This is a genomic window from Microbacterium sp. MDV22-iso44, assembly GCF_058629135.1.
The window spans coordinates 686,997-713,985 of sequence record NZ_JBZVWS010000002.1 but is presented as its reverse complement, the minus strand read 5'-3'; the positions used below and the strand labels follow the sequence as shown (position 1 = coordinate 713,985).

Annotated in this window: 23 protein-coding genes and 1 tRNA gene; 13 read left to right on the top strand and 11 right to left on the bottom strand. The window is 71.2% G+C overall.

Annotation, left to right across the window (positions count from 1 at the left end; all coding sequences use genetic code 11):
* Positions 1–157 precede the first annotated feature (157 nt).
* From AC4NN1_RS10190 to AC4NN1_RS10180, 3 genes are read right to left on the bottom strand one after another with little or no spacing between them, the layout of a single operon-like run.
* On the bottom strand, positions 158–976 hold the full coding sequence (locus AC4NN1_RS10190) for a prolipoprotein diacylglyceryl transferase (protein ID WP_491955206.1): 819 nt from the start codon (positions 974–976) through the stop codon (positions 158–160).
* 3 nt (positions 977–979) lie between these two features.
* Entirely contained in the window at positions 980–1,297 is a 318-nt protein-coding gene (locus AC4NN1_RS10185) for a hypothetical protein (RefSeq protein ID WP_491955205.1), read from the bottom strand.
* Complete coding sequence (locus tag AC4NN1_RS10180) at positions 1,294–2,883, bottom strand: radical SAM protein (RefSeq protein WP_491955204.1); 1,590 nt, start codon at positions 2,881–2,883, stop codon at positions 1,294–1,296. The genes AC4NN1_RS10185 and AC4NN1_RS10180 overlap by 4 nt, the downstream gene beginning before the upstream one ends.
* A gap of 169 nt (positions 2,884–3,052) precedes the next feature.
* Between AC4NN1_RS10180 and AC4NN1_RS10175 the strand changes: the two genes are divergently transcribed.
* Positions 3,053–3,571: a P-loop nucleotide/nucleoside kinase family protein gene (locus tag AC4NN1_RS10175; RefSeq protein WP_491955203.1), complete on the top strand. Its 519-nt coding sequence runs from the start codon at positions 3,053–3,055 to the stop codon at positions 3,569–3,571.
* A gap of 154 nt (positions 3,572–3,725) precedes the next feature.
* On the opposite strand, the gene AC4NN1_RS10170 is transcribed toward AC4NN1_RS10175, so the two are convergent.
* Entirely contained in the window at positions 3,726–5,270 is a 1,545-nt protein-coding gene (locus AC4NN1_RS10170) for an amino acid permease (RefSeq protein ID WP_336125721.1), read from the bottom strand.
* 171 nt (positions 5,271–5,441) lie between these two features.
* Between AC4NN1_RS10170 and AC4NN1_RS10165 the strand changes: the two genes are divergently transcribed.
* The 6 genes from AC4NN1_RS10165 (at position 5,442) to AC4NN1_RS10140 (ending at position 12,049) form a co-directional block, all read left to right on the top strand.
* Positions 5,442–6,797 (top strand): glutamine synthetase family protein, encoded by a 1,356-nt coding sequence (locus AC4NN1_RS10165; RefSeq protein ID WP_491955202.1) that lies wholly within the window; start codon positions 5,442–5,444, stop codon positions 6,795–6,797.
* Positions 6,778–7,548 (top strand): gamma-glutamyl-gamma-aminobutyrate hydrolase family protein, encoded by a 771-nt coding sequence (locus AC4NN1_RS10160; protein WP_491955201.1) that lies wholly within the window; start codon positions 6,778–6,780, stop codon positions 7,546–7,548. The genes AC4NN1_RS10165 and AC4NN1_RS10160 overlap by 20 nt, the downstream gene beginning before the upstream one ends.
* Positions 7,545–8,900 carry an aldehyde dehydrogenase family protein gene (locus tag AC4NN1_RS10155; protein ID WP_491955200.1) on the top strand — a complete coding sequence of 452 codons (1,356 nt, stop codon included), beginning with the start codon at positions 7,545–7,547 and terminating at the stop codon, positions 8,898–8,900. Before AC4NN1_RS10160 ends, AC4NN1_RS10155 begins: the two co-directional genes overlap by 4 nt.
* A 19-nt stretch (positions 8,901–8,919) precedes the next feature.
* Positions 8,920–9,693, top strand: coding sequence for a 3-oxoacyl-ACP reductase (locus AC4NN1_RS10150; protein WP_491955199.1), 774 nt, complete (start codon positions 8,920–8,922; stop codon positions 9,691–9,693).
* Positions 9,690–10,403: a FadR/GntR family transcriptional regulator gene (locus AC4NN1_RS10145; RefSeq protein ID WP_491955198.1), complete on the top strand. Its 714-nt coding sequence runs from the start codon at positions 9,690–9,692 to the stop codon at positions 10,401–10,403. The genes AC4NN1_RS10150 and AC4NN1_RS10145 overlap by 4 nt, the downstream gene beginning before the upstream one ends.
* Before the next feature lie 161 nt (positions 10,404–10,564).
* Complete coding sequence (locus AC4NN1_RS10140) at positions 10,565–12,049, top strand: hypothetical protein (RefSeq protein ID WP_491955197.1); 1,485 nt, start codon at positions 10,565–10,567, stop codon at positions 12,047–12,049.
* A gap of 45 nt (positions 12,050–12,094) precedes the next feature.
* Here the strand turns inward: AC4NN1_RS10140 and AC4NN1_RS10135 are convergent, their stop codons facing one another.
* Positions 12,095–12,976: a transglutaminase family protein gene (locus tag AC4NN1_RS10135; protein ID WP_491955196.1), complete on the bottom strand. Its 882-nt coding sequence runs from the start codon at positions 12,974–12,976 to the stop codon at positions 12,095–12,097.
* Positions 12,973–15,483, bottom strand: a complete 2,511-nt coding sequence (locus AC4NN1_RS10130; protein ID WP_491955195.1) for a circularly permuted type 2 ATP-grasp protein — start codon at positions 15,481–15,483, stop codon at positions 12,973–12,975. Before AC4NN1_RS10130 ends, AC4NN1_RS10135 begins: the two co-directional genes overlap by 4 nt.
* An 86-nt stretch (positions 15,484–15,569) precedes the next feature.
* Here AC4NN1_RS10130 and AC4NN1_RS10125 point away from each other — a divergent pair, with 86 nt between their 5' ends.
* The 3 genes from AC4NN1_RS10125 (at position 15,570) to AC4NN1_RS10115 (ending at position 17,564) form a co-directional block, all read left to right on the top strand.
* The gene (locus AC4NN1_RS10125; RefSeq protein WP_363456379.1) at positions 15,570–16,082 is read left to right on the top strand and encodes an amino-acid N-acetyltransferase; all 513 of its coding nucleotides are present in this window, start codon (positions 15,570–15,572) and stop codon (positions 16,080–16,082) included.
* Between the two features lie 46 nt (positions 16,083–16,128).
* Positions 16,129–16,857: a hypothetical protein gene (locus tag AC4NN1_RS10120; protein WP_491955194.1), complete on the top strand. Its 729-nt coding sequence runs from the start codon at positions 16,129–16,131 to the stop codon at positions 16,855–16,857.
* A gap of 305 nt (positions 16,858–17,162) precedes the next feature.
* Entirely contained in the window at positions 17,163–17,564 is a 402-nt protein-coding gene (locus tag AC4NN1_RS10115) for a hypothetical protein (protein ID WP_018185715.1), read from the top strand.
* 42 nt (positions 17,565–17,606) lie between these two features.
* Here AC4NN1_RS10115 and radA read toward each other — a convergent pair whose 3' ends face one another.
* From radA to AC4NN1_RS10095, 4 genes are read right to left on the bottom strand one after another with little or no spacing between them, the layout of a single operon-like run.
* A complete protein-coding gene (radA, locus tag AC4NN1_RS10110; protein WP_491955193.1) occupies positions 17,607–18,965 on the bottom strand; it encodes a DNA repair protein RadA in 1,359 nt (452 codons plus the stop codon).
* Between the two features lie 43 nt (positions 18,966–19,008).
* Positions 19,009–19,962, bottom strand: coding sequence for an L-lactate dehydrogenase (locus AC4NN1_RS10105; protein ID WP_491955192.1), 954 nt, complete (start codon positions 19,960–19,962; stop codon positions 19,009–19,011).
* A 53-nt stretch (positions 19,963–20,015) separates the two neighbouring features.
* Positions 20,016–21,395: an MFS transporter gene (locus AC4NN1_RS10100; protein WP_491955191.1), complete on the bottom strand. Its 1,380-nt coding sequence runs from the start codon at positions 21,393–21,395 to the stop codon at positions 20,016–20,018.
* A 59-nt stretch (positions 21,396–21,454) separates the two neighbouring features.
* Positions 21,455–22,225 (bottom strand): DUF429 domain-containing protein, encoded by a 771-nt coding sequence (locus AC4NN1_RS10095; RefSeq protein WP_491955190.1) that lies wholly within the window; start codon positions 22,223–22,225, stop codon positions 21,455–21,457.
* A 144-nt stretch (positions 22,226–22,369) separates the two neighbouring features.
* On the opposite strand from AC4NN1_RS10095, the gene AC4NN1_RS10090 reads away from it, so the two are divergent.
* Positions 22,370–22,460, top strand: a tRNA-Ser gene (locus AC4NN1_RS10090).
* 47 nt (positions 22,461–22,507) lie between these two features.
* Here the strand turns inward: AC4NN1_RS10090 and AC4NN1_RS10085 are convergent.
* Positions 22,508–22,888, bottom strand: coding sequence for a hypothetical protein (locus AC4NN1_RS10085; protein ID WP_020097820.1), 381 nt, complete (start codon positions 22,886–22,888; stop codon positions 22,508–22,510).
* A gap of 151 nt (positions 22,889–23,039) precedes the next feature.
* On the opposite strand from AC4NN1_RS10085, the gene AC4NN1_RS10080 reads away from it, so the two are divergent.
* Both AC4NN1_RS10080 and AC4NN1_RS10075 read left to right on the top strand, forming a co-directional pair.
* Positions 23,040–24,392 carry a 3' terminal RNA ribose 2'-O-methyltransferase Hen1 gene (locus tag AC4NN1_RS10080; protein ID WP_020097821.1) on the top strand — a complete coding sequence of 451 codons (1,353 nt, stop codon included), beginning with the start codon at positions 23,040–23,042 and terminating at the stop codon, positions 24,390–24,392.
* Positions 24,389–26,908, top strand: a complete 2,520-nt coding sequence (locus AC4NN1_RS10075) for a polynucleotide kinase-phosphatase (protein ID WP_491955189.1) — start codon at positions 24,389–24,391, stop codon at positions 26,906–26,908. The genes AC4NN1_RS10080 and AC4NN1_RS10075 overlap by 4 nt, the downstream gene beginning before the upstream one ends.
* The last annotated feature ends 81 nt before the right edge of the window (positions 26,909–26,989 follow it).

Here is a 26,989-nt window from a genome sequence, read left to right as displayed (position 1 = left end):
CGGCCCGGCCTGCGGCGGGGTCGGGTGCGGCGGACCGGCGGGCGGCTGTCCGGCGGGGTCGCCGGGCGGCGCGACCGGCGGAACCGGCGGCACGGCCGGCGGACCGCCCTGCGGACCGCCCTGCGGGGGAGGAGTCGGGTCGGCGTCCTCGGGACGATCAGGTTCGGGGGACATCGGCGGCCATCCTTCCGATCGGCGGGGTTTCACTCAGGCGCAACCGCCCGCGCGCGGCCATCCAGGCGAGGCGGGCGAGCAGCAGGGGGATCGTCACGGCGAGGAACAGCTGCGGCCGGGTGAGCCCCATCCAGGCGACGTCGTTGCCGCGGACGAACTCGACCGCGAAGCGGAACACGGCGTACGCCGCGATGTACAGCGTCAGGGTCTCGCCCGGCGCGATGGGCCGGTGTCGCAGCCAGAACCAGAGCACCGCGAACGCGGCCGCATGGAAGAGGATCTCGTAGACGAAGCTCGGGTGCAGGGGCACACCCGCGGGCGCCCCGACCCGCGCGGCCGCGGCCGGGTCGAGGACGATGCCCCACCCGCCGCCGGTCGGGGTTCCGGGTTGCTCGGTCAGGAGGCATCCGATCCGCCCGATCGCCATGGCGAGTGCGACGGCGGGGGCGAAGAGATCGCCGGAACGATCCGGGTACCGCGCGATCCGCTTCGCGACGTGGACGCCGAGCCACGCGCCCACGAGCGCCGACAGCATCGACGCGTTGCCGTAGGCGAGCTGATCGATGAGCGACAGGTTCTTCGACGGATCCAGGTGCTGGGCCCAGGTGCCGAGCCGCGAGAGCACGGCCGCGCCCATGAGCGCTCCAAGCACGAGATAGGCGATCCGCGGGTCGGTGACGCCGCGGCGACGCTTCTCGACGAGGAAGACGACTCCCGCGGCGAGCAGCCCGAGACCCACGAACACGGCGTGCGTGTCGATCGGCGGCAGCCAGGGCGCGAGGTCGCTCAGCAGGGGGAACACAGGTCAGCCCAGCAGCCGCATCCAGAGCAGGATCCACAGCGGAATCGCCGCCAGGGCGAGCACCTCGAGCACGCACAGGTAGACCAGGACGAGGCGGGTGTCGCCGAGTCTGCAGCGCGACTGGAGCAGCCCCGCCCGACGTGCGCGAGCGTACCCCGCGATCGCGACACCGGCGAAGACGGCGACCGCGAGCGGACCGGCGACGGCGGCGATGGCGGCGATCGTCGCGAAGACGCACAGCCGGAGCGGGTCGAACGGGGCGACCGGATCGGCGACGCTCTCGTCGCGCTGATTGAGGTGACCGAATCCCGCGGCGCTCACGACGCGCTCACCGGGATCTGGCGTCGACCACCCGTCGCGGTCGACAGGCGGGTGCGGCCGAGCGGCGCCCACGCCTGCACGGCGCAGAACGGGGCGCACTGGTGCGCGTCCGTCGTCTCGTTCACCGTCGCGACGTGCACGCAGCACTGGGTGAGGCGCTCCTCGATCATCGTGTTGATGTCCATGAACGGCTTCACCGTCACGCGCAGGACCCGCTCGCCCATCATCTTGCGCAGCCGGGCATGCTGGCCCGGAAGTTTCGACGCGGCGAGGGTCGCGAGCGTCCCGATGCCGAGGTCGCAGTTCTGACAGATGTCGCGCCAGATCGAGCTCATCGACGGATGCGACAACGACGACTGCTCGCTCAGCAGGTCGAGCAGAGACCCCTTGACGACCTCGCGGATCGCCTTGTTCACGTTGCTGTCGGCGATGCGGTTGGCGAGGATGTCGGGTTGCAAGTCGAGGAAGTCCTTCAGTCGCTCGTGCCCGATGAGGCCGACGAGCGACTTCCACTCGCCGGCGTCGTCCTTCAGCAGATAGCCGACCGAGCAGCAGTGCGGGTGGCTGCACGGCAGGGCGGTCAGGTCGCGCCACGTGACCTCGCCGTCCGTCTGCGGGCCGAGCCGGTTCAGCACACCGGTGTGGGTGAGGCGGTCGTTCGGGTCGATGCCCGACGAGCGTCCCGAGCCGAACACGGGCTGGATCGTCACGCCGCCGACGAAGGGCGTCGCCATCGCGCGGCGGATGACCGCGCCGATCTCGCCGTCGTTGACCCCGAGGGTCGCCGTCATCGTCAGCGTGGTGAACACGCCGGCATCCGACAACCGCTCGATCGCGCGTTCCTTGAACCGGCGGATGTCGGCGCCGCGGTGGAAGGCGGATGCCTGTGCCGACTCGCCGTCGTACTGCAGGTAGACCTCGACCCGCTCGCGGTGCTTCTTGAGCACCTCGACGAAGGCGTCGTCCTGCGCGATGCGGAGGCCGTTGGAGTTGAGGAGGATGCGCACGATCGGACGGGCGACGAGGTGCTCGAGCAGCTGCTCGAGCCAGGGGTAGAGCGTCGGTTCGCCGCCCGAGAGCATCAGCACGTCGATGCGGTCGTTCTCCTTCGCGAGGCGCGCGTCGACCGAGGCGAGCACCTCGGCGAGCGGGGCGATCGCAGAGGCGGCAGGGCTCGACTCCGCGAAGCAGGTCGGGCACTTCAGATTGCAGTGGTCGAGCAGGTCCTCGAGCAGGATGCAGGTGTGCTGCGTCTGCATCTGCGGCAGCCCGTCCTCGTAGGCCGAGGGCACGGGCTTGAAGTTGCCCATCGTGTCGGGTCCGTGCACCTTCGTCGGCGCGGTCCACTGCTCGAGGTAGGTGAGGATCTCGGCGGACTCGTCGTACAGCGTGCGCACGAGCCCGTGGTCGGGGCATCCGCGTTCGAGCCAGATCGTGCCGTCGCGGTCGGCGAGCCACCCCGACAATCGTCGCACCTCGCTGAGCGGCCGGTCGGGGTCCTCCTCGTGGCACGTCGGGCAGAACGCGTTCACGTAGCGGTGGATGCGATAGTCGCGCAGGGGCATCCCCGCTCCGGCATGGCTCATGCCCACACCCTAGCCCCGGGGTCGGCGGGGTCCAGGGGTGGCCGCGTCCACCGATGCGACGGATGCCGGGCGACACCCGGCATCCGCGTCGCCGTCACCGGCGTGTCGCACAGGATCCGTTGCATCCGCGGACGCCGGCGGCAGCGGGCGCGTGCTGCAGGATGGGGCCATGCTCATCGTCATGGCAGGGCTCCCGGCAACGGGGAAGAGCGCCCTCGCGGCGCGGGTGGCCGTCGAGCTGCGGTGTACCGTCCTGCCTGTCGATCCCATCGAGGCCGCGCTGTGGCGCGCGGGCGTCGACCGGGATCAGCCTACCGGGCTCGCGGCGTACGTCGTCGCCGAGGACCTCGCGCGCGAGCAGCTCCGCATCGGCGGTGACGTCATCCTCGACGCGGTCAACGACGCCGGACTCGCTCGCCGGCAGTGGCGCTCACTCGCGGACGAGCAACGGGTCGAGGTCGCGTTCGTCGAGGTGGTCTGCGCGGACCCGGAGGAGCACCGACGCCGCCTGGAGAACAGACGGCGCGAGCTGAAGGGGTTCCCGGAACCCACCTGGGAGGAGGTCCGGGCGCGCACGCCGGGCTTCGACGGATGGGACGACGAACGGATCACCGTCGACTCGATGCGGAGCCTCGACGAGAACGTGACCCGGACGGTCGATTACCTCCGCGGGTGCAGGGGCCGCTGAGCCCGTCAGCGGATGCAACGGGATGCCGGGCGACACCCGGCATCCGCGTCGCCGTCACCGGCGTGTCGCGCACGATCCGTTGCATCCGCGAACAGGGCCGCACGTGCGAACGGGCCGGGTGCGCCCTCAGCAGCACCCGGCCCGTCCGGGTCGATCAGGAGCGCGTGTCTCCGAAGACGTCCTTCTCCATGGCGTCGTAGCCCTCGCGCTGCGGGTCTCCGTGCAGGCCGCCCGAGAGCGCGTACTCCTCCTCTGGCGAGAGGATGAGGCGCTTGCGGCCGTAGACGGCGAAGCCGATGAAGATCACGACGTAGACGATGATGATCGCGACGATCGCCAGGAGGAACGCCTCGTTGAACAGCAGCCCGATGAACACGATCGCGGCGATGATGCCCGCTGAATAAGCGCCGAACAACCCCCACGGGCTCTTGTAGGGCCGCGCGGCGTTCGGGAACTTCTTCCGCAGGATGATGAACGACACCATCTGCAGGAAGTACGCGACCACGGCGCCCCACACCGCGATGTTCAGCACGATCGCGCCGGCCGGGCTCGCGTCGCCGCCCGCGGCCTGCAGGATCACGAGGGCGATGAAGCCGAGCACGGCACCGAACGTGAGCGCGACCCACGGGGTCTGACGCTTGCCGGTCAGTGACAGCCAGCGCGGGTAGTACCCGGCCCGCGAGAGGGAGTACATGTTGCGTCCGTAGGCGAACATGATGCCCATCAGCGAGGCGAACAGGCCGATGAGGGCCAACAATGACAGGATCGCGGCGGCCTGATCGGGCAGGAACGCCTGGAACCCTTCGAGCAGGGGCTCCGTAGACGGCGCCGTGGCCTCGGCGCCGAGGACGCCTGTGTTGAGGAACAGGACGATGAGGCCCGTCACGATCAGCGTGCCACGGGCCCAGAGGCCGGCGCGGGGGATGTCGCGGGCGGGGTTGTGCGACTCTTCGGCAGCCAGCGGGAGCTCCTCGATACCGAGGAAGAACCACATCGCGAACGGCAGCGCGAGCAGCACCGCACCGATGCCGTGCGGCAGGAACTCCGAGGAACCGAATGCCGCAGGATCGGGGGTGATGTTCCAGAGCGAGTTCCAGTCGAACGTGTTCGACGCGAGGGCCATCACGCCGAAGACGACGATGATGCCGATCGAGATGACCGAGACGACGATTGCGAAGCCGAACGAGACGGCCGCGCCGGCGGCATTGAGGCCGATGAACAGCGCGTACAGGATGACCCACCACAGCCACGGCGGCAGGCTCACCCCCGTGAGCAGATTCAGCGCCTTGTCGGCGTAGGAGCCGGAGAAGTACACGACCACCGCGGTCGTCGCGACGTACTCGATCGTCTCCGCGAGACCGGTCGCGAGCCCTCCCCACGGCCCCATCGCGGAACGCGAGAACGAGTAGGCGCCGCCGGTGTGCGGCATCGCGGCGGCCATCTCGCCGATCGAGAAGGTGAGTCCGTAATACATGAGCACGAGCACGGCGAAGGCGATCAGCATGCCGCCGAAACCGGCGAAGCCGATGCCGAAGTTCCACCCCGAGAAGTCCCCCGAGATGACGGCGGCGACGGCGAGGCCCCAGAGCCCCCAGACTCCAGCGGAGCGCTTCAGGGTGCGTTTCTCGAAGTAGCCCTCTTCGGCTCGGGCGTAGCGCACGCCGCCGGTCGCGGGGGGAGTGGTGCTCGGATTCGTCATGAGACCTCCTGGCTGCGGGTCGGCGCGAGGCGCGCCGTCGGGTCGGCGCGCTGGCTCACGCCTTGCGGAAGAGTGTGGCGTCTATTGGTATGCCATGTCTACCTTTGGGATGTAGCGTTCTCGTTACAGCCCCACGACGATCCCGCACAGTGCACGACGGAAGGACCACGGATGCCCGGAAACCTGACGGTGGACGAACTCGCCGATGCGATCGCTGCCGACGAGATCGACACGGTGATCGTCGCCTTCCCCGACGCGCAGGGACGCCTCGTCGGCAAGCGCGTCGCGGGCCGCTTCTGGCTCGACGAGGTCGCCGGGCACGGCGCCGAGGTCTGCGACTACCTCCTCTCGGTCGACGTCGACGTCAACACGATCGACGGCTACGAGATGTCGGGCTGGGACAAGGGCTACGGCGACCTCGTGCTCCGCCCCGACATGGCGACGCTCCGCCGCATCCCCTGGCAGCCGGCGACCGCGCTCGTCATGGCGGATCTGGACTACGTGCGCGGCGGTGCGGTCATCCAGTCGCCCCGCGGCATCCTGAACGCGCAGCGTCAGCGGCTCGCCGACCGCGGTCTCGTCGCCTACTCGGGTACGGAACTCGAGTTCATCGTCTTCGACGACTCGTTCCGGGATGCCTGGGCCAAGCGTTACGTCGGACTTCAGGCATCCACCGACTACAACGTCGACTACAACCTGCTCGCCACGACCCGTCTCGAGCCGCTGCTGCGCGACATCCGCCGTGGCATGGAGGGTGCCGGTCTCTACTGCGAGGGCGTGAAGGGCGAGTGCCACGACGGGCAGCAGGAGATCGCGTTCCGCTTCGCCGAGGTGCTCGAGACCGCCGACCAGCACACGATCTACAAGAACGGGGCGAAGGAGATCGCCGACGCCCACGGCAAATCGCTGACCTTCATGGCGAAGTTCGATCAGCGCGAGGGCAACAGCTGCCACATCCACCTGTCGGTCCGCGGCGAGGACGGCGAAGCGGTCATGGCGGGCGACGGCGAGCACGGGTTCAGCCCGCTCATGGAGCACTGGATCGCCGGCATCCTCGCGACGCTGAAGGAGTTCACGCTGCTCTACGCGCCGACGATCAACTCGTACAAGCGCTTCGCGAAGGGCTCCTTCGCCCCCACGGGCATCGCGTGGGGCGTCGACAACCGCACGTGCGCGCTCCGGGTCGTCGGGAAGGGGCCGTCGCTGCGAGTCGAGAACCGCGTGCCGGGCGGCGACGTCAACCCCTACCTCGCCATCTCGGCGATCATCGCGGGCGGTCTGCACGGCATCGAGCACGAGCTCGAGCTGCCCGCACCGCTCACCGGCAACGCCTACGACTCCGACGTCGATCACCTGCCGACGACGCTGCGGGAGGCGGCGGACCTGTTCGAGGCCTCCGAGATCGCCCGCGCCGCGTTCGGCGACGAGGTCGTGGCCCACTACCTGCACCAGGCGCGAGTCGAGGTCCTCGCCTACGACGCCGCCGTGACCGACTGGGAGCGCATCCGTGGCTTCGAACGTCTCTGATCCCGCGGGCGGTCGCCTCCCCGTCATCGGACTCACCACCTACCTCGAGCGCGCGGTGCAGGGGGTGTGGGACGTCCGTGCGAGCTTCCTGCCGCAGCAGTACTTCGACGCCGTGACCGCCTCGGGCGGCGTCGCCGTGCTGCTTCCGCCGCAGCCGTCGGCCCAGGCCGCGGCGGCGGTCGTGCTCGACGGACTCGACGGACTCATCCTGACCGGCGGACTCGACGTGCAGCCCGAGCTGTACGGTGCGCCCCGGCATCCGCTCACCGACCCTGCCCGCGCGGACCGCGACGAGTGGGAGCTCGCCCTGCTCGCCGGCGCGCGGGAGCGCGGCATCCCGGTCTTCGGCATCTGCCGCGGACTGCAACTCATCAACGTCGCCTACGGCGGCACGCTGCATCAGCACCTTCCCGAAGCCGTCGGGACCGAGCGCTACAAGATCGGCGGCGGGGTCTTCGCCGAGAACACCGTCGAGGTGGATGCCGACACGAAGCTCGCGGGCCTCATCGGCGCCGGTCCCTACGGCGTCCACAGCTACCACCACCAGGGCGTCGACCGCCTCGCCGAGGGGCTCGTCGTCACCGCCCGTACCGACGACGGGCTCGTGCAGGCGTTCGAGACACCGGGCGACGACTACCTCGTCGCGGTGCAGTGGCACCCCGAGGAGAACTCCGCCGATCGGCGCCTCTTCCTCGGCCTGGTCGCCGCCGCCGACGCCTACGCCGCCTCGCACCGGGGAGTCTCCGCATGAGCGCCTTCACCGTCCTCAACCCCGCGACCGGCGCCGCCGTCCGCGACGTCGCGCTCGCCTCGGTGGAGGAGACGGATGCCGCGGTCGCCCGCGCCGTCCGCGCGCAGCGCGCGTGGGCCGAGCTGGCCCCCGTCGCCCGCGCCGATGCGCTCCGGAACTTCGCGCGCGTGGTCGAGGACCACGTCGAGGAACTCGCCCAGCTCGAGGTGCTCGAGGCGGGGCATCCGATCTCGTCCGCCCGGTGGGAGGCCTCGCACGTCGCGCAGGTGCTCAACTACTACGCCGGTGCGCCGGAACGCCTGATCGGAAGCCAGATCCCCGTCGCCGGCGGGCTCGACGTGACCTACCACGAGCCGTACGGGGTCGTCGGGATCATCGTGCCGTGGAACTTCCCCATGACGATCGCGGCGTGGGGATTCGCCCCCGCGCTCGCGGCCGGGAACGCCGTCGTGCTGAAGCCCGCCGAGATGACCCCGCTGACCGCGATGCGTCTCGGCGACCTGGCACTCGAGGCGGGGCTGCCGGACGGCGTCTTCACCGTCATCCCCGGTGCCGGCCCTGTCGTCGGCGAGCGGCTCGTGACGCATCCCGACGTCCGCAAAGTCGTGTTCACCGGGTCGACCCGCGTCGGCACCGAGGTCGCCGCGGGCTGCGCGCGCCAGCTCAAGCCCGTGACGCTCGAGCTCGGCGGCAAGAGCGCTAACATCGTGTTCGCCGACGCCGACCTCGAGGCGGCCGCCGCGGCCGTCCCCGGCTCGGTCTTCGACAACGCCGGGCAGGACTGCTGCGCCCGCAGCCGCCTGCTCGTCGAGCGCTCGGTGTTCGACCGGTTCCTCGAGCTCGTCGAGCCCGGCGTCGCCGCATGGCGCGTCGGCGACCCGAACGACGAGTCGACCGAGATGGGCCCGCTCATCTCCGCCGCACAGCGCGATCGCGTCGCCGGGTACGTCGACGGTGCCGACGTCGCCTTCCGCGGCGCCGCCCCCGAGGGTGACGGGTTCTGGTTCGCTCCGACCGTCGTGCTCGCCGACCGCGGCGATCGCATCGCGACCGAGGAGGTCTTCGGACCCGTCGTCGCGGTGCTGCCGTTCGACGACGAGGCCGACGCGATCGCCCTCGCGAACGACACCGTCTACGGGCTCGCCGGATCGGTCTGGACACGCGACCTTGGCCGCGGCATCCGCGTGTCCCGCGGCGTGCAGAGCGGCGTGCTGTCCGTGAACTCGCACTCGTCGGTCCGCTACACGACCCCCTTCGGCGGCATGAAGGCCTCGGGCCTCGGCCGCGAGCTCGGACCCGACGCGGCCGAGCACTTCACCCAGACCAAGAACGTCTTCTACGCCACCTCCTGACCCGGAAGGACTTCCCCGAATGGACCTCACCCAGCGCCTGCGCGACCGCGTCGCCATCATCACCGGCGGTGCCAGCGGCATCGGCCTCGCGACCGCCCGCCGGTTCGCCGCCGAGGGGGCCCGCGTCGTCATCGCCGACCTCGACCCCGTGACCGGCCAGAAGGCCGCCGACGAGGTGGACGGCGTCTTCCGCCAGGTGAACGTCGCAGACCAGGCATCCGTCGACGCGCTCTTCGACGGGGTCGCCGCCGACCTCGGCTCGGTCGACATCGCCTTCAACAACGCCGGCATCTCTCCCGCCGATGACGACTCGATCGAGACCACCGAGCTGCCCGCGTGGGACAAGGTGCAGGACGTCAACCTCAAGAGCGTCTACCTCTGCTCGCGCGCCGCGCTGCGCCATATGGTGCCGGCGGGCAAGGGCTCCATCATCAACACGGCATCGTTCGTCGCACTGCTGGGCTCGGCCACCTCGCAGATCTCGTACACCGCCTCCAAGGGCGGCGTCCTCGCGATGACCCGCGAGCTCGGCGTGCAGTTCGCCCGGCAGGGCATCCGCGTCAACGCGCTCTGCCCCGGACCGGTGAACACGCCGCTGCTGCAGGAGCTGTTCGCGAAGGACCCCGAGCGTGCGCAGCGACGGCTCGTGCACGTGCCGATGGGCCGCTTCGCCGAGCCCGAAGAACTCGCCGCCGCCGTCGCCTTTCTCGCCTCGGACGACGCCTCGTTCATCACCGCGAACGCGTTCGTCGTCGACGGCGGCATCACCAACGCCTACGTGACGCCGCTGTGATCCCGGCCGCGTCGTCGCCGGATCTCGGCAGCACCGTCTACCGACCGGTGCGCGGCGGCAACGCGCTCGAGGACACCGTCGCACGGCTCGTGCAGACCGTGCGGCTCGGCGTGGTCGCGCCGGGGGAGTCCCTCCCCTCGGAGCGCGAGCTCGCCGAGCGCTACGGCGTGAGCCGTGACACCGTGCGGCAGGCGATCGGCGAGCTCGCCGACGCCGGTTACGTGGTGCGGCGGCGGGGGCGATACGGCGGCACGTTCGTGGCCGATCCCCTCCCCGTGCCCGCGGGCCCGGTCGACGCGGCCGAACTCGAAGACATCCTGGGCCTGCGCCGCGTGCTCGAGGCGGGCGCCGCCCGGGCCGCTGCATCGCAGGAGTTGACGGATGCCGCCCGCTCCGCGCTCGAGCAGCATCACCGCGCGACCGTCGGAGCCGCAGAGGGGGAGTACCGCCGGCTCGACTCGCTGCTGCACCTGGCCATCGCGGAGGCCAGCGGCATCCCGTCGCTGCTGCCGCTGGTCGTCGAGAACCGGGCGCGCATCAACGCCTGGCTCGACACGTTCCCGCTGCTGCCGCGCAACATCGAGCATTCCGACGCGCAGCACGAGCGGATCGTCGCGGCGATCCTGGCGGGGCGGGCGGACGCGGCCGAGGCCGCCGTGCTCGAGCACCTCGCCGGGTCGGAGGCGCTGCTGCGAGGGTTCTTGGGCTGAGGTCGCGGCCCGCACGGTGACGGATGTCCGGCCGCTGGGGGCGATGTGGCGTTCGGGGCCGCGTCTTGTCACATCTGTACCGGCCGCCGTGCATCCGTCACGCTCCGACTGGTGCCGCCGGGGCGAATCTGGTGTGCTGAGCGGTGATGATGCGGCCCGGGATGATGCAGCGGCGTGCCGCCGAGGCGGCCGGATGGGGTGCGGCGCTGGCTCTCGCGCTCATCGCCGTGGCCGTCGTCGCCTCGACGAGTTCGTGGCTGCTGTACCGCGATGGGGATTCGGTCGTCGTCGCGCTCATGGCGGATTCACTGCGCCGCGGGGATCCGCAGGACTGGGCGCTGTCGCCGGTGCTCTTCCTGCCCGAGACCACGGTCTACGCGGCGCTGTCGTTCCTGGGGCTCGGCACGACGGGGACGCTCACGCTCAACGCCGTGGTCAACCTCCTCGCCGTGTACGGCGGGATCCGCCTGGTCGCCGGGCGCTCCCGGCCGGGCTCGCGGCCCGTGACGGGGAGCATTCTCGCGTTCGCGGCGTTCGTCGCGCTGGTCCTCCTCGAAGGGCCCGACGGGATGCCGGGGTTCCACCTCGCGCTGCTGACGGCGACGACGACCTACTACTCCGCGACGGTCGTCGGCACTCTTGTCACCGTGGGTCTGTTCCGGCGGCTGCTGGACGGCGCGCCGGCCGTTCGTGTCGTGCCCGTCATGGTGGGCGTCGTCGCGATCTCGACCCTCACGAATCCCCTCTTCGTCGTGTGGTGCGTCGGACCGGTCGCGGTGACCGTCGGCATCCTGCTTGTCGGGCGCAGGATCGTCCCGCGTCTCGCCTTCGTGACGCTGCTCGCGGTCGCGGGCGCGGCGGCGGTCGGGTACCTGCTGCGGGGGTTCTTCGCCGCGAACATCGTCGCCGCCGGCGGTAACTACCTGCGCCCCGACCAGGCGGGTGACGCGCTCGCCCGTCTCGCCGGTGTGCTCGGCGACACGGTGGTCTCCGTGAACGGACTCCTCTGGCTCGCCGTGGTGCTCGCCCTGTTCGCGGCGAGCGTCGTCGTCGCGGTGCGGTCGTGGCGTCGGCGTGACGGCGTCGTCGCGGCCGTCTGCGTCCTCGCGGTCGTCGCGCCGCTCGCGGCGACCGCCCTCGTCGTCGTGGCCGGCACCGACGCCGATCGCTATCTGCAGCCGTGGGTGTTCCTGCCGGTGGTGGTGCTCGCGGTGGCGCCACCCGTCCGGTCGGTCCCTCGCGCCCTGAGCGCGAGTCTTGCCGGCGCGCTCGCCGTCGCCGCCATCGCCGCGGTTCCCGTGACCGTCGCCGCCGCGAGCCGCCCGGACGCCGATCTCGCGTGCGTCACCCGCTGGGTCGAGGCATCCGGCCGCACCGGTGCGGGGCAGTTCTGGACCGTGCGCGCGCCGAAACTCGCCCTCACCGACCCGTCGCGCCTGGTGCAGGTCGACAACACGATGCGCCCCTACGACTGGCTCGTCAACCGCGCCGAACGTCGCGGACCGGTGACGTTCCTGATCCAGGATCCCGCGACCGTCCCCTTCGCCGGTGTCTCGACGTTCGACGCGACGCCCGTCCGCTGTGGTCGCTACACGATCCTCGACTTCGGCTCGCGCGTGCTGCCGCTGGGCGACCCCCGCAACTGAGCCCGGCGTCGGCGGTGCCCGGTGCATCGACGAACGCGCGGCGCGCTAGCCGAGCGGTGCGACGTCGACCTGCACGCGCAGGGTCGAGGTCTTCGCCTCGGTGAAGATGATGCCCGTCACCGGTGAGACGTCGCCGTAGTCGCGGCCCCACGCGACGGTGACGTACCGATCGTTCGCCCACTGATTGTTCGTCGGGTCGATCGCGAGCCACTGGTCGGTGCCGGGCAGCCACACCGCGAGCCACGCGTGCGAGGCATCCGCCCCGAAGACGCGCTCCCTGCCGGGCGGCGGCTGCGTCGCGAGGTACCCCGAGACGTATCGCGCCGCGATGCCGTGACCGCGCAGGCAGGCGAGGGCGACGTGAGCGAAGTCCTGGCAGACGCCCGCCCGCTTCGTCATCGCATCGCCCACGGTGCTCGTCACGGTCGTCGCGGTCTTGTCGTAGTCGAAGTCGCGGAAGATCCGCTGCATCAGGTCGGTCGCGGCTTCACCGATCGGCCTCCCCGGTGTCAGCGACTCGGCCCCGTAGGCGAGGGCTGCCTCGTGGTGCGCGACCCGGGCGGACTCGAGCGCATACTCGGTGGCCTCGACGGCGCCGTCGAGTTCGGGATGCCGCAGCGGCCGCGCGAGCTCCCATGACTGCGCGAGCGCCTCGGCGTCGTACTCGGGCACCGCGACCGTCACCTCGCTCGACGCCTCGATTGTCAGCGCCTCGTGCGGATCGGTCACGTGGAAGTACGTCGACGAGTTGCCGAACCAGTCGGTGCGGGGTGAGATGTCGCCCGGGAGGGGGTCGACCGTCACCTCGGAACCGGCGATCCGCTGCCACGGCAGGTCGCGCGGGCGCAGGTGGAACTGGCCGATGCTGTCCTGCACGGCGTCGCTGTAGGTGTACGCCGTGCGATGCCGCACGCGGTACCGGGTCATGCGCGCGCACCCATCAGCTCGACGAGCGACAGCTCGGTCATCGACACCGCCGGCGGGCCGGCCTCGAAGTGCAGGTCGCCGATCGCGTCCGAGAGCTGCTCCAGCTGAGCGCGGACGCCCTCGAGCCCGTCGACGAGCCGCTCGCGGCGTCCCCCGACGACCGCCGTCATCTCGAGCACCTCGATCTCGGCGAGCTCGGTCTCGAGCTGGTCGAGCAGACGCTCCGCACGCGACGAGCCGGTCGAGGCGGGCATGGCCGCCAGGTGGCCGCGCAGGGTCTGCAGCGAGAACGCGAGCGAACGAGGGTTGCCGCGGTCGAGCAGCAGCAGCTCGGCGACATCGGCCGCTCGCATCGCACCGCGGTAGCGGCGGCGGTGCGTCACGACGCTCTCGGCCGTCAGCAGCAGCGATTCGAGCACTTCGCGGTCGGTTCGCGGACTGCGACTGGCCGACAACGCCGACGACAGCAGGGTCGTCAGTTGCAGGCCGCGCTCCAGGTAGCGACCGGCCTCCATCATGTGCCAGCCGGGGTCGCGGATCATGTTGGCCGTCACGCCGTAGAGAGACAGCATCGAGGCGAGCATCCGTCCCGCGGATTCCGCCGTCCGGTGCGGATGCGGCGCGGTCCGGAGCGCGCGCACCGCACGTTCGATGTTCGAGAAGACGCGCCACGTGTCGCCCGAGAGCTGATCGCGCACCCCCTCCATGGCGTCGCGGAGGCGCGCGATCGAGTGCGCCGCCGATCCGGGACGCGCGGCATCCAGCAACAGCGACCGGAACTCCGCCTCTGGTTCGCTCGCCCGCGTGCCGGCGAGGGTGTGTATCGCTGCGAGCAGCACCCGCACGCTCTCGCCCGCCTGGCCAGCCCGGTGGGCGCCGGGCTGGTCGAGCGCCGCCTGAGTCGAGATCACGAGACGCAGGAGGTCCTCGGCGCGCTCGGCGTAGCGGCCCGTCCAGAACAGGTCCGACAGTGCGCGCGGCGCGAGGGTCGGGTCGCTTCTGGTCGTCGGCAGGGATGCCACGTCGACGATCCCCTGGTCGGCTTCCGCCTCGTCCGACTTCAACACCCACACGTCCTTCGTGACGGGGGCCGACTCGGGTGCGGTCCGCACCGTCGCCAGGCCGCCCACGAGCGGACGGTACGTCGACCCGAAGCGGATCGCGAAACCCCGCAGGGTGACGGGCAGAGCGGATGCCGCGCCCCGGGCATCCCACACCGGGACCTGCGACAGGGCCAGCTGCTCGACCGCGGCGAACCGGTGCGGCTCGCGCACCAGGCGGGCGCGCAGCTCGGGATCGGCCGCGTCGAGGCGGCCACGGGGGTCGTCGATGTGGCGCAGTTCGAGCGTCGGGTCGCCGGCGATCAGGCGCGGGAGGGCGTCGGCACGGGCGTCGGGGTCGCCGAGCCACCAGGCGGGGACGGACGGCAGACGCAGCTGCTCGCCGAGGAGCCGTTCGCAGACGGCGGGCAGGTAGGGGAGGAGCGCGGGGTTCTCGAGCACCCCGGCGCCGAGTCCGTTGACGACGCGCACGTGCCCGCGGCGCACCGCCTCGGCGAGGCCCGCGACGCCGAGCCGCGATCCCGAGCGGAGTTCGAGCGGATCGCACCACTCGGCATCCACCCGTCGGAGGATGACGTCGACGCGCTCGCGCGGGGCGCGCTGCGGCCAGCCGGCGGGCTTCATCCACACTGCGCCGTCACGGACGACGAGGTCGCTGCCCTGTACGAGAGGGAAGCCGAGCGCGTTGGCGAGGAAGGCCTGATCGAACGCGGTCTCGGACAGCGGGCCGGGGGAGAGGACGACGATCCGGGGACTGCTCGCCCCCTCGGGGGCCGCAGCGATGAGCGCGGCACGGAGGGCGGCGAAGTAAGGGTCCATGCGGTGCAGGGTGCCCTCGTCGAGCAGGTCGGGCAGCACCTGCGAGATGACGCGCCGGTTCTCGGCGGCGTACCCGAGGCCCGACGGCGCCTGCACGCGGTCGGCGAGCACGTGCCAGTCGCCGGCGGCGTCGCGACCGAGGTCGGTCGCCGAGAGCAGCAGGTCGGGCGGCGGGTTCTCGTCGCCGGCGCGCGCCATCGCGCGGAGGAACCCGGCGTGACCGAGGATGACCGCGGCCGGCACGATCCGCTCGTGCAGCACGACCTGCGGTCCGTAGAGGTCGGCGAGGAGGGCGTTCAGCAGCTCGGCGCGCTGCGCGAGGCCGACGTCGAGGCGTGCCCAGCCCGCGGCATCCAGGACGAAGGGCATCGGGTCGAGTTGCCACGGTCGCAGGTCGTCTCCCGCACGTGCGTACGAGACGCCGTCGTCGGCGAGGAACCGCGAGATCTCTCCGTCGACGCGTTCGAGCTCTTCGCGGGTGAGGCCCAGGGCGAGCGAGGCGAGCCCCTGCCAGGCGGGACGCAGTGCGCCGTCGCCGTCGACGACCTCGTCGTAGCGTGGCGCTGTCGACGCGAGCGACAGCGTCGGTTGCGACACGGCCGCGGCATAGTCACGGAGCACACTCACGGGGTCACCTTCCTGGGTCAAGCGTAGGGGCACGCGACCGGTCGATCCGCGCGTGCGACCGGTCGCACGCGAATACAGTGGGACGCATGACGGGACCGGACTCCACCTTCGCCGTCCGCCCCGCGCGGACATCCGACGTCCCCCGCATCCAAGAGCTCCTCGAGCCGTGGGTTCAGCGGCGCATCCTGCTCGGCAAGGAGCGCGTCACCCTCTACGAGACCGTCCAGGAGTTCGTCGTCGCCGAGGCAGGCGACCGTCTCGTGGGATGCGGCGCCCTCCACGTGATGTGGGAGGACCTCGGCGAGATCCGCACGCTCATCGTGGCCGACGACTGGCTGCACCGCGGGGTCGGCGGGGCCGTCGTCGACCTGCTCGAGGAGAACGCGCGGGCGCTCGGTCTCAGCCGGCTGTTCTGCCTCACCTTCGAGGTGCCCTTCTTCTCACGCCGCGGGTTCGCGGAGATCGGCGAACAGGTCGTCGACCCCGATGTCTATTCGCAGCTGCTCCGCAGCGCCGACGAGGGCGTCGCCGAGTTCCTCGACCTCGCGCACGTGAAGCCCAACACCCTGGGCAACACCCGCATGCTCAAGCAGTTGTAGGCGCGCCGGACGGTCCACCGCCGAGGCCGCGCTTACCCTGGGACGCGTGAGCAGCCAGACCCCTCGTCGTCGGCCGTCGCCGGCCGTGTACCGACGACGTCGGCTCGCCGTGCTGCTGCTCGCCGTGCTCATCGTCGGCGGCATCGTCGCGCTCGTCGTGGGTCAGCCCTGGCGGGCGATGACGGATGCCGCATCGCGGCCCTCCGGCGCAGGGGCGGCATCCGCCGGCCCGACCGCGTCGTCCGACGCGCCGCTGCCGACGGCGACGGGTATCACCCCCGTGCCGTCGGGCACGCCGAGCCCGCGCGTCACCTCGTCGGCGGACGGCGACACCGGTGCGCCCGGTGACGACGACGGCGGGAGTGCGAGTGACGTGCCCGCCTGCACGACCGGCGATGTGACGGTCACCGCCACCACCGACAAGACGTCCTACGGCACGGGTGAGCTGCCGAAGCTCTCGATCACGCTCGTCAACGACACGGACCAGCCCTGTCTCATCAACGTGGGGACGGCCGCTCAGACGTTCGAGATCACCAGCGGCACCGATACCTGGTGGCGATCGACGGACTGCCAGACCGAGCCGAGTGATCAGATCGTGCAGCTCGACGCGGGCAAGACCGTGAAGAGCTCGGCTCCCATCGTCTGGGACCGCACACGATCGGCCGTCGACACCTGCGACGGCGACCGGCAGAAGGCCCTGCCCGGCTGGTACAACCTGGCCGTGACGATCGGGGGGATCGGCTCCGCCGAGCCGGCCTCGTTCACCCTCCGCTGAGCAGGGGATCCGGCACAGCTTTTTCTGAGAAATTTCTCATGAGACATGGGCTGTCCCGCGGCGCTCGAGTGTGCGTACCCTGGGGTTCAGCTCACGGCGGCTCTCCTCCACTGGTCCCCAGCAGCGGAGTCCCGCTACCCCCCCCAGGCGGGACGTCGGATCCCCCGGGTCGCCGGCGAGCGATGGGCCCTCTCGACTTCTCCAGTCCCCAATGGGGAGTTCGAGAGGGCCCCCTTCTTTTTATGCTCGCCGGTGTCCACGATGCGCGGATCGGCGACGCGCGGCATCCCGCTTAGGCTGAGGGGATGGCCGGGAAGAAGCGCGAGAAGAAGCCGCTCGAGTTCCGCAACACCGCACTCGCGGACGCGCTCCAGACGCAGGACATGGCTGCCCTCGCGTTCGCCCTTCGACACGGACCGACGGTCGTGCCGCTGCTGCGCCCCGGCGCCCGCGACGACCCCCGTGATTCGGGTGAGGTCTGGACGTACCGCGATCCGGCCACCGGCGACGTCGCGCTCCTCCTGTTCAGCGATGCCGCGAACAAGCCCGCATCGCTGCCGCCCGGTGTCGGGCTGCAGTCTCCGGCGTGGCTGCGGGCGTTCCTCGGCACATACGGTGACGAGATCACGACCGTGTTCTTCGACATCGCCGGTCCGCACGCGATGCAGGCGTCGCCGGCCGACCTGATCGCGGCGCTCGACGCCTGATCCGCCTCGGAAGCCCGACCTGGCTCAGAAGCCCGACCCGCCTCAGAAGTCGGGCCGGTCGTCCCGCGTCGGTGCGTGGTGCCGTGCTCGCTGATTGAGGGCGTCCCGGAGCGTGCCGGCGCTCGCGTCGATGACCGCTTTGTACCCCAGTCGTGCCGCCTCGGACCGTCGCTGGTCGTGCTGGGTGACGCGGCGGATCTCGCCCGACAGGCTCAGTTCGCCGATCGCCGCGAGCTTCGCGGGGTTCGGCCGCTCGGCTGCGGCGCTCGCGATGGCGAGGGCGATGGCCAGGTCCGCGGCCGGTTCGGTGAGACGCACCCCGCCGACCGTGGAGACGTAGACGTCCTGGTCCGACAGCTTGATGCCGGCGCGCTTCTCGAGCACGGCGAGCACCATCGCGACACGGGCGCCGTCGACACCGCTCACGATCCGGCGCGGGTTCGGAGCCGACGTGTGGAGAGTCAGGGCCTGCACCTCGACGGGCAGCGCACGACGACCCTCGAGGGCCACGGTCACGCACGTGCCGGGCTCGCTGGGACGCGTGCTGAGGAAGAGTGCGCTGGGATCGGGGACCTCGGCGATGCCGTCGCCGGCCATGTCGAAGCAGCCGACCTCGTCGGTGGCGCCGAAACGGTTCTTGAGCGCCCGCACGAAGCGCAGCGACGTCTGCCGGTCGCCTTCGAAGTGGCAGACGACGTCGACGAGGTGTTCGAGGATGCGCGGCCCCGCGACCTGACCGTCCTTCGTGACGTGTCCGACGATCACGACCGGCAGGTCGCGCTCTTTCGCGACGCGGATGAGGGTGGATGCCACCTCCCGCACCTGACTCGGCTGCCCTGCCGCCCCGTCGATGAGCCCTGACGAGACGGTCTGCACCGAGTCGACGATCAGCAGGTCTGGTCGCACGTCGTCGATGTGCCCGAGCGTCGTGGCCAGGTCGGTCTCGCTGGCGAGGTAGAGCTCGTCGTGCAGCGCGCCGGTGCGTTCGGCGCGCAGGCGCACCTGGCCGAGGGACTCCTCGGCGCTGACGTAGAGGACGCGCCGCCCGGCGCGCGCGCTCTGCGCGGCGACCTCGAGCAGGAGGGTCGATTTGCCGACCCCCGGCTCGCCGGAGAGCAGGATCGCCGCGCCGGGGACGATGCCGCCGCCCAGGACGCGGTCGAACTCCCCGACGCCGCTCGAGCGGCGCGGCGTCTCACGCGTGTCGATCTCGGTGATGCGACGCGCGCTCCGCCTCGGGGCGATCGGAGTGACGGATGCCGTGATCCCCGTCTGCGTGGCGGCTTCGACGACGGTGCCCCACTGCTGGCACTCGCCACAGCGGCCGACCCATTTCGCGGTCGTCCAGCCGCACTCGGTGCAGCGGAAGGCCGCGGTCGGTGCGGGTCGTCGTGAAGCCATGTCCTCAGGCTAATCGCGGCATCCGACATCGCCGGCGGGCACCTCAGCGCAGCGAGGCGGCGACCGCCTTCAGAGCGTCGGCGGAGCGGTGGAAGAGCGCCAGCTCGTCGTCCGAGAACGAGGTCTCGAGGATCGGGCGGGCTCCCGCGCTGCTGACGACGGAGGGAACCGAGAGTGCGACACCGTCGACGCCCTGGAAGTCGCTCAGGACGGTCGACACGGGCATGACGGCGTGCTGGTCGCCGAGGATCGCCTCGACGATGCGTGCGCTCGACAGGCCGATCGCGTAGTTCGTCGCTCCCTTGCCGCGGATGACCGTGTAGGCGGCGTCCCGCACATCGACGGCGATGCGGTCGAGCTCCTCGACTGTGAAGGGCGGCTGGCCGTTCAGTGGCTGCCAGTCCAGGATCGGGACGGTGCCGATCGTCGCGCGCGACCAGTGCGGGAACTCGGTGTCGCCGTGCTCGCCGACGATGTACGCGTGGACGCTCGAGGTCGACACCCCTGCGCGCTGCGCGAGCTTCCACCGCAGGCGCGACGTGTCGAGCACGGTGCCCGACGCGAAGATCCGCTCGGGCGGCAGCGCCGTGACCTCCTGGCCGATGACGGTGAGCACGTCGCACGGGTTCGTGACGATGACGTACACGGCGTTCGGGGCGACCTCGAGCAGCTCGGGCAGCATCCGCTTCAGGATGCCGGCGTTCACCCCGGCGAGCTCGGTGCGGGTCTGCCCGGGGTTCTGCTTCGCCCCGGCGGTGATGACGACGACGTGGGAACCCGCGGCGACCGAGACGTCGGACCCGCCGGAGATGTCGCTCGACCCGGTGAACTGCGCGCCGTGGGCGAGGTCGAGGACCTCCGCCTCGACCTTCTCGGCGGCGATGTCGTAAAGGGCGACGTGTCGGGCCGATCCGCGGATGAGCGCGGCGTAGGCGACGCTCGATCCGACGGCGCCCGCGCCGACGACGGTCAGTTTCGAGTTCTCGATGACGCTCATACCGTCAGTGTGGCAGTCGACGGATGCCGGCGGCCCGGATCCAGCCGTGCAAATCAGATGGCCTGCGCGTCCGCCGCCGCGGGCCGGCGGATCCCGAGGAACGAGACGAGCGCGCCCGCCACCATGAGGATCGCGGTGATCACCGCGGCGCGGTGGAAGCCGTCGAGATCCAGCGATCCGCCGATGATGACGGCGAGCAGCGCGATGACGACGAGTCCGGCGATGCGTGAGACGGCGTTGTTCGTTGCCGAGGCGATGCCGGAGCGCTCGCCGCCGATCGCGCCCAGGATCGTCGAGGTCAGCGGCGACACCGTGACGCCGAGCCCCAGGCCGAAGACGATCAGGCCGGGCAGGACCTGCGTCCAGTAATCGAAGTCCTTCTGCACGGCGAGGAGCATCAGCGCACCCACCGCCATCACGAGAGGGCCGACGGTCATGAACAGGCGCGGACCGAACCGGTTCACCCATCCGCCCACGACCGAGCTGAGCGCGATCAGGGCGAGCGTCGTCGGCAGGCTCGACAGTCCGGCGAGCGTTGCACTGAGCCCCGCGCCCTGCTGCAGGTAGACCCCGACGACGAAGCCGTTGAGCGAGAGGGCCGCGTAGATGAAGAAGGTCGCCAGGTTGCCGGTCCAGAAGTTCCGGACGCGGAAGATCCCGAGCGGCAGGATGGGCGAGCGCACGGTGCGCTGACGCAGCAGGAACGCCGCGAACAGCAGGATGCCGGCGGTCAGCGGCATCCAGATCGCCGGATGCCCCCACCCCAGGTTCGGCTGTTCGATGAGCGCGAAGACGATGCCGCCGAGGCCGAGTGTGCAGAGGGCCGCGCTGACGAGGTCGATGTGCGCGTCGTCGCGCCGTCGGTCGACGTCGCCGAGGCGCGTCAGCAGGACGAAGGTCACGGCGATCGGGAGGATGTTGACGAGGAAGGCGAAGCGCCACGACAGCAGGTCGACGAACAGGCCGCCGATGAGGGGTCCCGCGAGGTTCGCGCCCGTTGTCCACGCCGTCCACTGGCCGATCGCCCGCGCCTGCGCCTGGCCGTTCAACAGCGACGTGATGAGGGCGAGCGAACTCGGTACGAGGAACGCACCCGCCGCGCCCTGCAGCGCGCGGGCGATGATGAGGACGACCGGGTCGGGAGCGAGGCCCACACCGATCGACGCGATCCCGAAGCCGATGAGGCCGATGCGGAGGACGAGCACGCGACCGAACGCGTCGCTCACCGACCCCGCGAAGAGGATGAGCGAGCTCAGGGTGAGGAGGTAGGCATCCACCGCCCACTGCTGCGTGGACAAGCCGCCGCCCAGCTCGTCCCGGATGGCGGGGAGAGCGACGTTCACAACCGTGCCGTCGAGGAACGCGACAGCCGACGCGAGCGCTGCGATTGCGACGATCAGCCCGAACCGGGGGGATGTCGTCGGAGCGCTCACAGGCTCACGTTACGCCCGGGGAGGAGGTCAGCGGGGGCTCGAGCCGACGGGAACGGTCGTCATTCGGTCGGGGAAGCGGCAGGTCGCGTCGGGTCGAGGCCATCGAGAGGAGTGGAGGGGAGGGCGATCCATCCTTCCCGGCGGGCGCGGTCGTGCGCGGCGGGCGGGACGGGGTGCGTTGCGCCCAGCGCGTGTGCGCGGGCGATGAGTGCGGCGACGACGGCGTCGAACGCGTCGTCGGAGGATTCCATCAGTGCGCGCTGGCGGGGGGTGACGGCGAGCCACGGCGCTGCGGCGAGGAGGTTGGCCGTCGCCGTCTGGCGGGCCGCGGCATCCGTCTTGTATCCGGACACCGCGACACCCCAGATGCGGAGGGATGCCGCGGGGTAGACCTCGACGAGTCGTCCCGTCGCGCCGGACCGGTCGACGACGTCACCGGCGTCGGCAAATGCGGCGAGCAGGTCGGCGCACCGCATCGCGGTGAGTCCCAGGCGATCGGTCGAGACGCTGAGGGGGAGGCGCCCCGTGATCCGGTGGGTGGCTCGGTCGGTCTCGCGGTAGGCGAGCAGGCGACGTCCCTCGATGCCGCGGAGGTCCGGGGCGGGTGCCTCGCCCCGCGCGTTCGCCGCGATGTAGGCGACGAAGTCGTCGGGCCAGCCGAACGCGCAGTCGACGCCGACGTGCGTCGACCCGGCGGCGAACCCGACGATGTCGTCATCCGTGTTGTCGAGGCGGAGCGTCGTGAGTTCGGCGCCCCCATCGCGCCAGTCGATGACGGCGACCGCCGTCCGCGCCGGCTGCGCCGCGAGGTCGACTCCGGTGGTGATCACACCGCGACGCTACCCGTCCGCCGGTGCGTCGAGACGTCGCAGATGGTCGCCGTTCCGGGCGGAGAACGACCATCCGCGACGCTTCGGCGATGCAGGATGAGGCTCGGTTCGCGGCATCCGCTCTCGTGTCGTAAGCTGGACGACGGTGACGTGTCCGAGCGGCCGAAGGTGCAACTCTCGAAAAGTTGTGTAGGGTAACCCCCTACCGTGGGTTCAAATCCCACCGTCACCGCCATGAAAACCCCTGCTGATGCGGGGGTTTTCTGTTTCTCTCGGCGGACGTCAGCCTTCCAGCAGCGACACGCTCTGGACGGTGGCGATCCGATCGACCAGGTCGCCTGCCGCGCGATCGATCGCGGCGGCCGACCAGGAGATGACGAGCGCCGCGACGAGAAGGGCACCCGCAGTGGCGGCCCAATCGACGCCGCGGCGGATCGTCAGGACGACGAAGGCGAGCGCGCTGAGGATCGCGACGGTCTGGCCCGCGACCTGGGCGAAGGCCATGCGCACGGCGGACTCCTCCGTCAGTGGGCCCCAGCTGTTGAAGACGAGCATCAGCGCGAGCGGGACGACCACCACGCCGGCGACGAGCACGGTCCACCGGGTCGGTCGGTAGCGACGGCGTGCGACGGGACGGGCCTCGGACGCGGTGACGGCGGTCATAGCCCCGACCCTAGCGGCGTGCTCCCGGCCGGGACCAGGGCGAGCCGACGCGAACGGCATCCATCCGCGCACGGTCAGCGCATATCGCGTCGGGTCGAGACCCGGCACGCCGCCCTAGAGTGAGTCGGATGCCACGACGGGGGAGGCGACGATGCTCGCGACGGTGACCTATGCGCCGACGGACGGTCAGGATGCGACCGCGCTCGGCTTCCTGGTGCACAAGCACCCCGCCAAGGTGCAGACCTTCTCGGCCCCGGTCGGCGACATCCACGTCTTCTATCCCGAGGCGACCCCCGAGCGCACCACGGTAGCGGTCATGCTCGAGGTCGATCCGATCGCGCTCGTGCGAAACAAGCGGTTCCGGGGGGATGCCGGGGCTCTCGGCCATTACGTCAACGACCGCCCGTACGTCGCCTCGAGCATGCTCGCCGTTGCGCTCGGGACGGTGTTCCGCACCGCGATGACCGGTCGCAGCGACTCGTACCCCGAGCTGGCGGCATCCGCTCTGCCGCTGCGGATCGAGATCCCCGTGGTCTCCGCCCGCGGCGACGACGACCTCGTGCGTCGGCTGTTCGAGCCGTGCGGATGGTCCGTCGAACAGACCCGCATCGCGCTCGACGGCGACCACCCCGAGTGGGGCGACTCGCGGTACAGCTCGGTCGTCCTGACCGGCGAGGTCCGACTGGCCGAGGCGCTTCGCCAGCTCTACGTCCTGCTGCCCGTCCTCGACGACGCGAAGCACTACTGGGTCGGCGACGACGAGATCGGCAAGCTCGAGCGCGCCGGCGAGGGATGGCTCGCAGGCCATCCTGAGCGCGACCTCATCACGCGGCGCTACCTCGTGCACCAGCGCGCGCTGCTCGCCGATCCCGCCGAGGGCGAGGACCGCCCGACACCGCTCCGCCAGCACCGCGCCGACGCTGTCCTCGCCGCGCTCGCGGACGTCGGCGCGCACCGCGTCGTCGACATGGGCTGCGGCCCCGGAGCGCTCCTCGCCCGCCTCGCGAAGGACCGCTCCTTCACCAAGATCGTCGGCGTCGACGTCTCTGCCCGCTCACTCGACCAGGCCGCACGGATGCTGCGGCTCGCCGAGGCATCCGATGCCGAGCGAGAGCGCATCGAGCTGCTCCACGGCTCGGTCGTCTACCGCGACGAGCGGCTGCGCGGTTTCGACGCGATGGTGCTCATGGAGGTCGTCGAACACGTCGACCCGTCGCGGCTCGGCGCGCTCGAGGACGCCGTCTTCGCCTCGGCCGCACCCGACGCGGTCGTCGTCACGACGCCCAACGCGGACTACAACGTCCTCTACCCAGACCTGCCCGCGGGCGCGTTCCGTCACGACGACCACCGCTTCGAGTGGACGCGCGACGAGTTCCGCGACTGGACCGAGGGGGTCGCCGCCCGTCACGGCTACACCGTTTCGTACCGTCCCGTCGGTGAGGCGGATGCCGACCACGGCGCCCCCACGCAGCTCGCCCTGTTCCGGAAGGAGGTCGCGGCATGACGGTCCTCGACATCCCCGCCCTGTCGCTCGTCGTCCTTGTCGGGGCATCCGGATCGGGCAAGTCGACGTTCGCGCGGGAGCACTTCGGCGCTTACGAGACGCTCTCGAGCGACGCCTTCCGCGGACTGGTCGGCAACGACGAGTCCGACCAGTCGGTGACCGCCGCCGCCTTCGACGCGCTGCAGTACGTCGCCGGCAAGCGTCTCGACGCGGGCCTGCTCACCGTCGTCGATGCGACGAGCGTGCAGCCCGAGGCGAGGCGCAAGCTCGTCGAACTCGCGAAGGCGCACGACGTGCTGCCGGTCGCGATCGTCTTCGACGTGCCCGAGGCGGTCTCGGTCGAACGCAACGCGGCACGCACCGATCGCCACATCCCCGCGGGCGTCGTGAAGCGGCAGAACGACCAGCTGCGCCGTGGGCTCCGCCACCTCGGGCGCGAGGGCTTCCGCAAGGTGCACGTGCTCCGCACCCCCGCTGAGGTCGCGGACGCCACCATCGAACGCACGCGCCTTCTCACCGACCGCACGGACGAGCGCGGCCCGTTCGACGTCATCGGCGACGTGCACGGATGCCGCAGCGAGCTCGAGACGCTGCTCGGGCGCCTCGGCTACGAGCTCGTGCGCGACGAGCAGGGCCGGGCGGTCGACGCGCGGCATCCCGAGCGGCGTCGCGTCGTCTTCGTCGGCGACCTCGTCGACCGCGGGCCCGACGTCGTCGGCGTGCTGCGCCTCGCGATGGGGATGGTCGCCTCGGGGAGCGCGCTCGCCGTGCCGGGAAACCACGAAGCCAAGCTCGTGCGCGCGCTCCGCGGCGCGAAGGTCACCGTCTCGCACGGTCTCGAGGAGACGCTCGCGCAGCTGGCCGGCGAGAGCGCGGAGTTCCGTGAGCAGGTGGAGGCGTTCTGCTACGGCCTCGTGTCGCACCTGATCCTCGACGAGGGGCGGCTCGTCGTCGCGCACGCCGGCCTCAAGGAGCAGTACCACGGGCGCGCGTCCGGGCGGGTGCGCGCGTTCGCCCTGTACGGCGAGACGACCGGCGAGACCGACGAGTACGGGCTGCCCGTGCGCCACCCCTGGGCGCAGGATTACCGCGGTAAGGCCGTCGTCCTCTACGGGCACACGCCGGTGCCGACGGTGGAGTGGGTCAACAACACCGCGTGCCTCGACACCGGGTGCGTCTTCGGCGGGGCGCTCTCGGCGATGCGCTACCCCGAGCGCGAGGTCGTCTCGGTGCCGGCCGAGCAGGTCTGGTACGAGCCGATCCGTCCGCTCGCGCCCGCCGCCCCCGTGCGCGCCCCCGGTGTGCTCGACCTCGCCGACGTGCAGGGCAGGCTCATCGTCCAGACGAGCCTGCATGGCCGCGTCGGCATCCAGGAGGAGCAGTCCGCCGGAGGTCTCGAGACGATCAGCCGGTGGGCGACCGATCCGCGCTGGCTCATCCACCTGCCGCCGACGATGTCGCCGCCGAACACGTCGGCACGCGACGGCTACCTCGAGCACCCCGACGAGGCCTTCGCGACGTACCGGGCGAACGGCGTCACCGATCTCATCGCCGAGGAGAAGCACATGGGCTCGCGCGCCCTCGTGCTCGTTGCGCGCGATCCCGCGCGGTTCTCGGCGCCCGAGGGATGGCGCGGCGCGATCCACACCCGGACCGGTCGCCCGTTCTTCTCGCCCGACATCGAGGCCGACATGCTCGCGCGTCTCGGCGCGGCGATCGAGCGCGCCGGCCTCTGGGACGAGCTGGGCTCGTCGTGGATCCTCCTCGACGCCGAGATCCTGCCTTGGTCGCTCAAGGCCGGCGACCTCATCCGCGACCTCTACGCCTCGGTGGCCGCGGCGGCGGAGACCGCGACGGATGCCGCCGGTGCCGTGCTGGCCCGGGCCGCGGCATCCGGGATCGATGTCAGCGCCCTCGCCTCGCGGAACCGGGCACGCGGCGAGGGTGCGCGCGGATTCCGTGCGGCCTACCGCCGGTACGTCGGTGACGAGTCCACCGCGCGCGTCGCGCCGTTCCAGGTGCTGGCCGCAGGGGATGCCACGTTCGAGACACGCGACCACGGGTGGCACCTCGGGGTGGCCGACCGGCTCGTCGAAGCCGCGCCCGACCTCGTGGCGTCGACGCGGCGACGACGGATCGATCTCGGGGACGAGGCATCCGTCACCGCGGCGGTCGCGTGGTGGGAGGAGCTGACCGGCGCGGGCGGGGAGGGCATGGTCGTGAAGCCGTTCGCCAACCTCACGCGCACCGAGAAGGGTCTCGTGCAGCCGGGCATCAAGGTGCGCGGCCGTGAATACCTGCGGATCATCTACGGGCCCGACTACACCGACCCCGCGAATCTCTCGCGCCTGCGCGACCGCAACGTCGGGCACAAGCGCTCGCTCGCCGCCCGCGAGTACGCGCTGGGGATCGAGTCGCTCCACCGCTTCACCGCCGGAGAGCCGCTCTGGCGCGTGCACGAGGCGGTGTTCGGCGTCCTCGCCCTGGAGTCCGACCCGATCGACCCCCGCTTGTAACCCCCCCCATAACGGCGTCGAGACGTCTCAGATGGTCGCCTTTCGGTGAGGAGAACGACCATCTGCGACGTCTCGACGCAG

What these genes read in the sequence shown, in the direction of transcription:
- AC4NN1_RS10085 (WP_020097820.1), bottom strand. Translation starts at nt 22,888, where the DNA reads ATGACCGCCGTCACCGCGTCCGAGGCCCGTCCCGTCGCACGCCGTCGC.
- AC4NN1_RS10105 (WP_491955192.1), bottom strand. Translation starts at nt 19,962, where the DNA reads ATGAGCGTCATCGAGAACTCGAAACTGACCGTCGTCGGCGCGGGCGCC.
- AC4NN1_RS10140 (WP_491955197.1), top strand. Translation starts at nt 10,565, where the DNA reads ATGATGCAGCGGCGTGCCGCCGAGGCGGCCGGATGGGGTGCGGCGCTG.
- AC4NN1_RS10155 (WP_491955200.1), top strand. Translation starts at nt 7,545, where the DNA reads ATGAGCGCCTTCACCGTCCTCAACCCCGCGACCGGCGCCGCCGTCCGC.
- AC4NN1_RS10075 (WP_491955189.1), top strand. Translation starts at nt 24,389, where the DNA reads ATGACGGTCCTCGACATCCCCGCCCTGTCGCTCGTCGTCCTTGTCGGG.
- AC4NN1_RS10170 (WP_336125721.1), bottom strand. Translation starts at nt 5,270, where the DNA reads ATGACGAATCCGAGCACCACTCCCCCCGCGACCGGCGGCGTGCGCTAC.
- AC4NN1_RS10175 (WP_491955203.1), top strand. Translation starts at nt 3,053, where the DNA reads ATGCTCATCGTCATGGCAGGGCTCCCGGCAACGGGGAAGAGCGCCCTC.
- AC4NN1_RS10080 (WP_020097821.1), top strand. Translation starts at nt 23,040, where the DNA reads ATGCTCGCGACGGTGACCTATGCGCCGACGGACGGTCAGGATGCGACC.
- AC4NN1_RS10135 (WP_491955196.1), bottom strand. Translation starts at nt 12,976, where the DNA reads ATGACCCGGTACCGCGTGCGGCATCGCACGGCGTACACCTACAGCGAC.
- AC4NN1_RS10150 (WP_491955199.1), top strand. Translation starts at nt 8,920, where the DNA reads ATGGACCTCACCCAGCGCCTGCGCGACCGCGTCGCCATCATCACCGGC.
- radA (WP_491955193.1), bottom strand. Translation starts at nt 18,965, where the DNA reads ATGGCTTCACGACGACCCGCACCGACCGCGGCCTTCCGCTGCACCGAG.
- AC4NN1_RS10165 (WP_491955202.1), top strand. Translation starts at nt 5,442, where the DNA reads ATGCCCGGAAACCTGACGGTGGACGAACTCGCCGATGCGATCGCTGCC.
- AC4NN1_RS10180 (WP_491955204.1), bottom strand. Translation starts at nt 2,883, where the DNA reads ATGAGCCATGCCGGAGCGGGGATGCCCCTGCGCGACTATCGCATCCAC.
- AC4NN1_RS10125 (WP_363456379.1), top strand. Translation starts at nt 15,570, where the DNA reads ATGACGGGACCGGACTCCACCTTCGCCGTCCGCCCCGCGCGGACATCC.
- AC4NN1_RS10115 (WP_018185715.1), top strand. Translation starts at nt 17,163, where the DNA reads ATGGCCGGGAAGAAGCGCGAGAAGAAGCCGCTCGAGTTCCGCAACACC.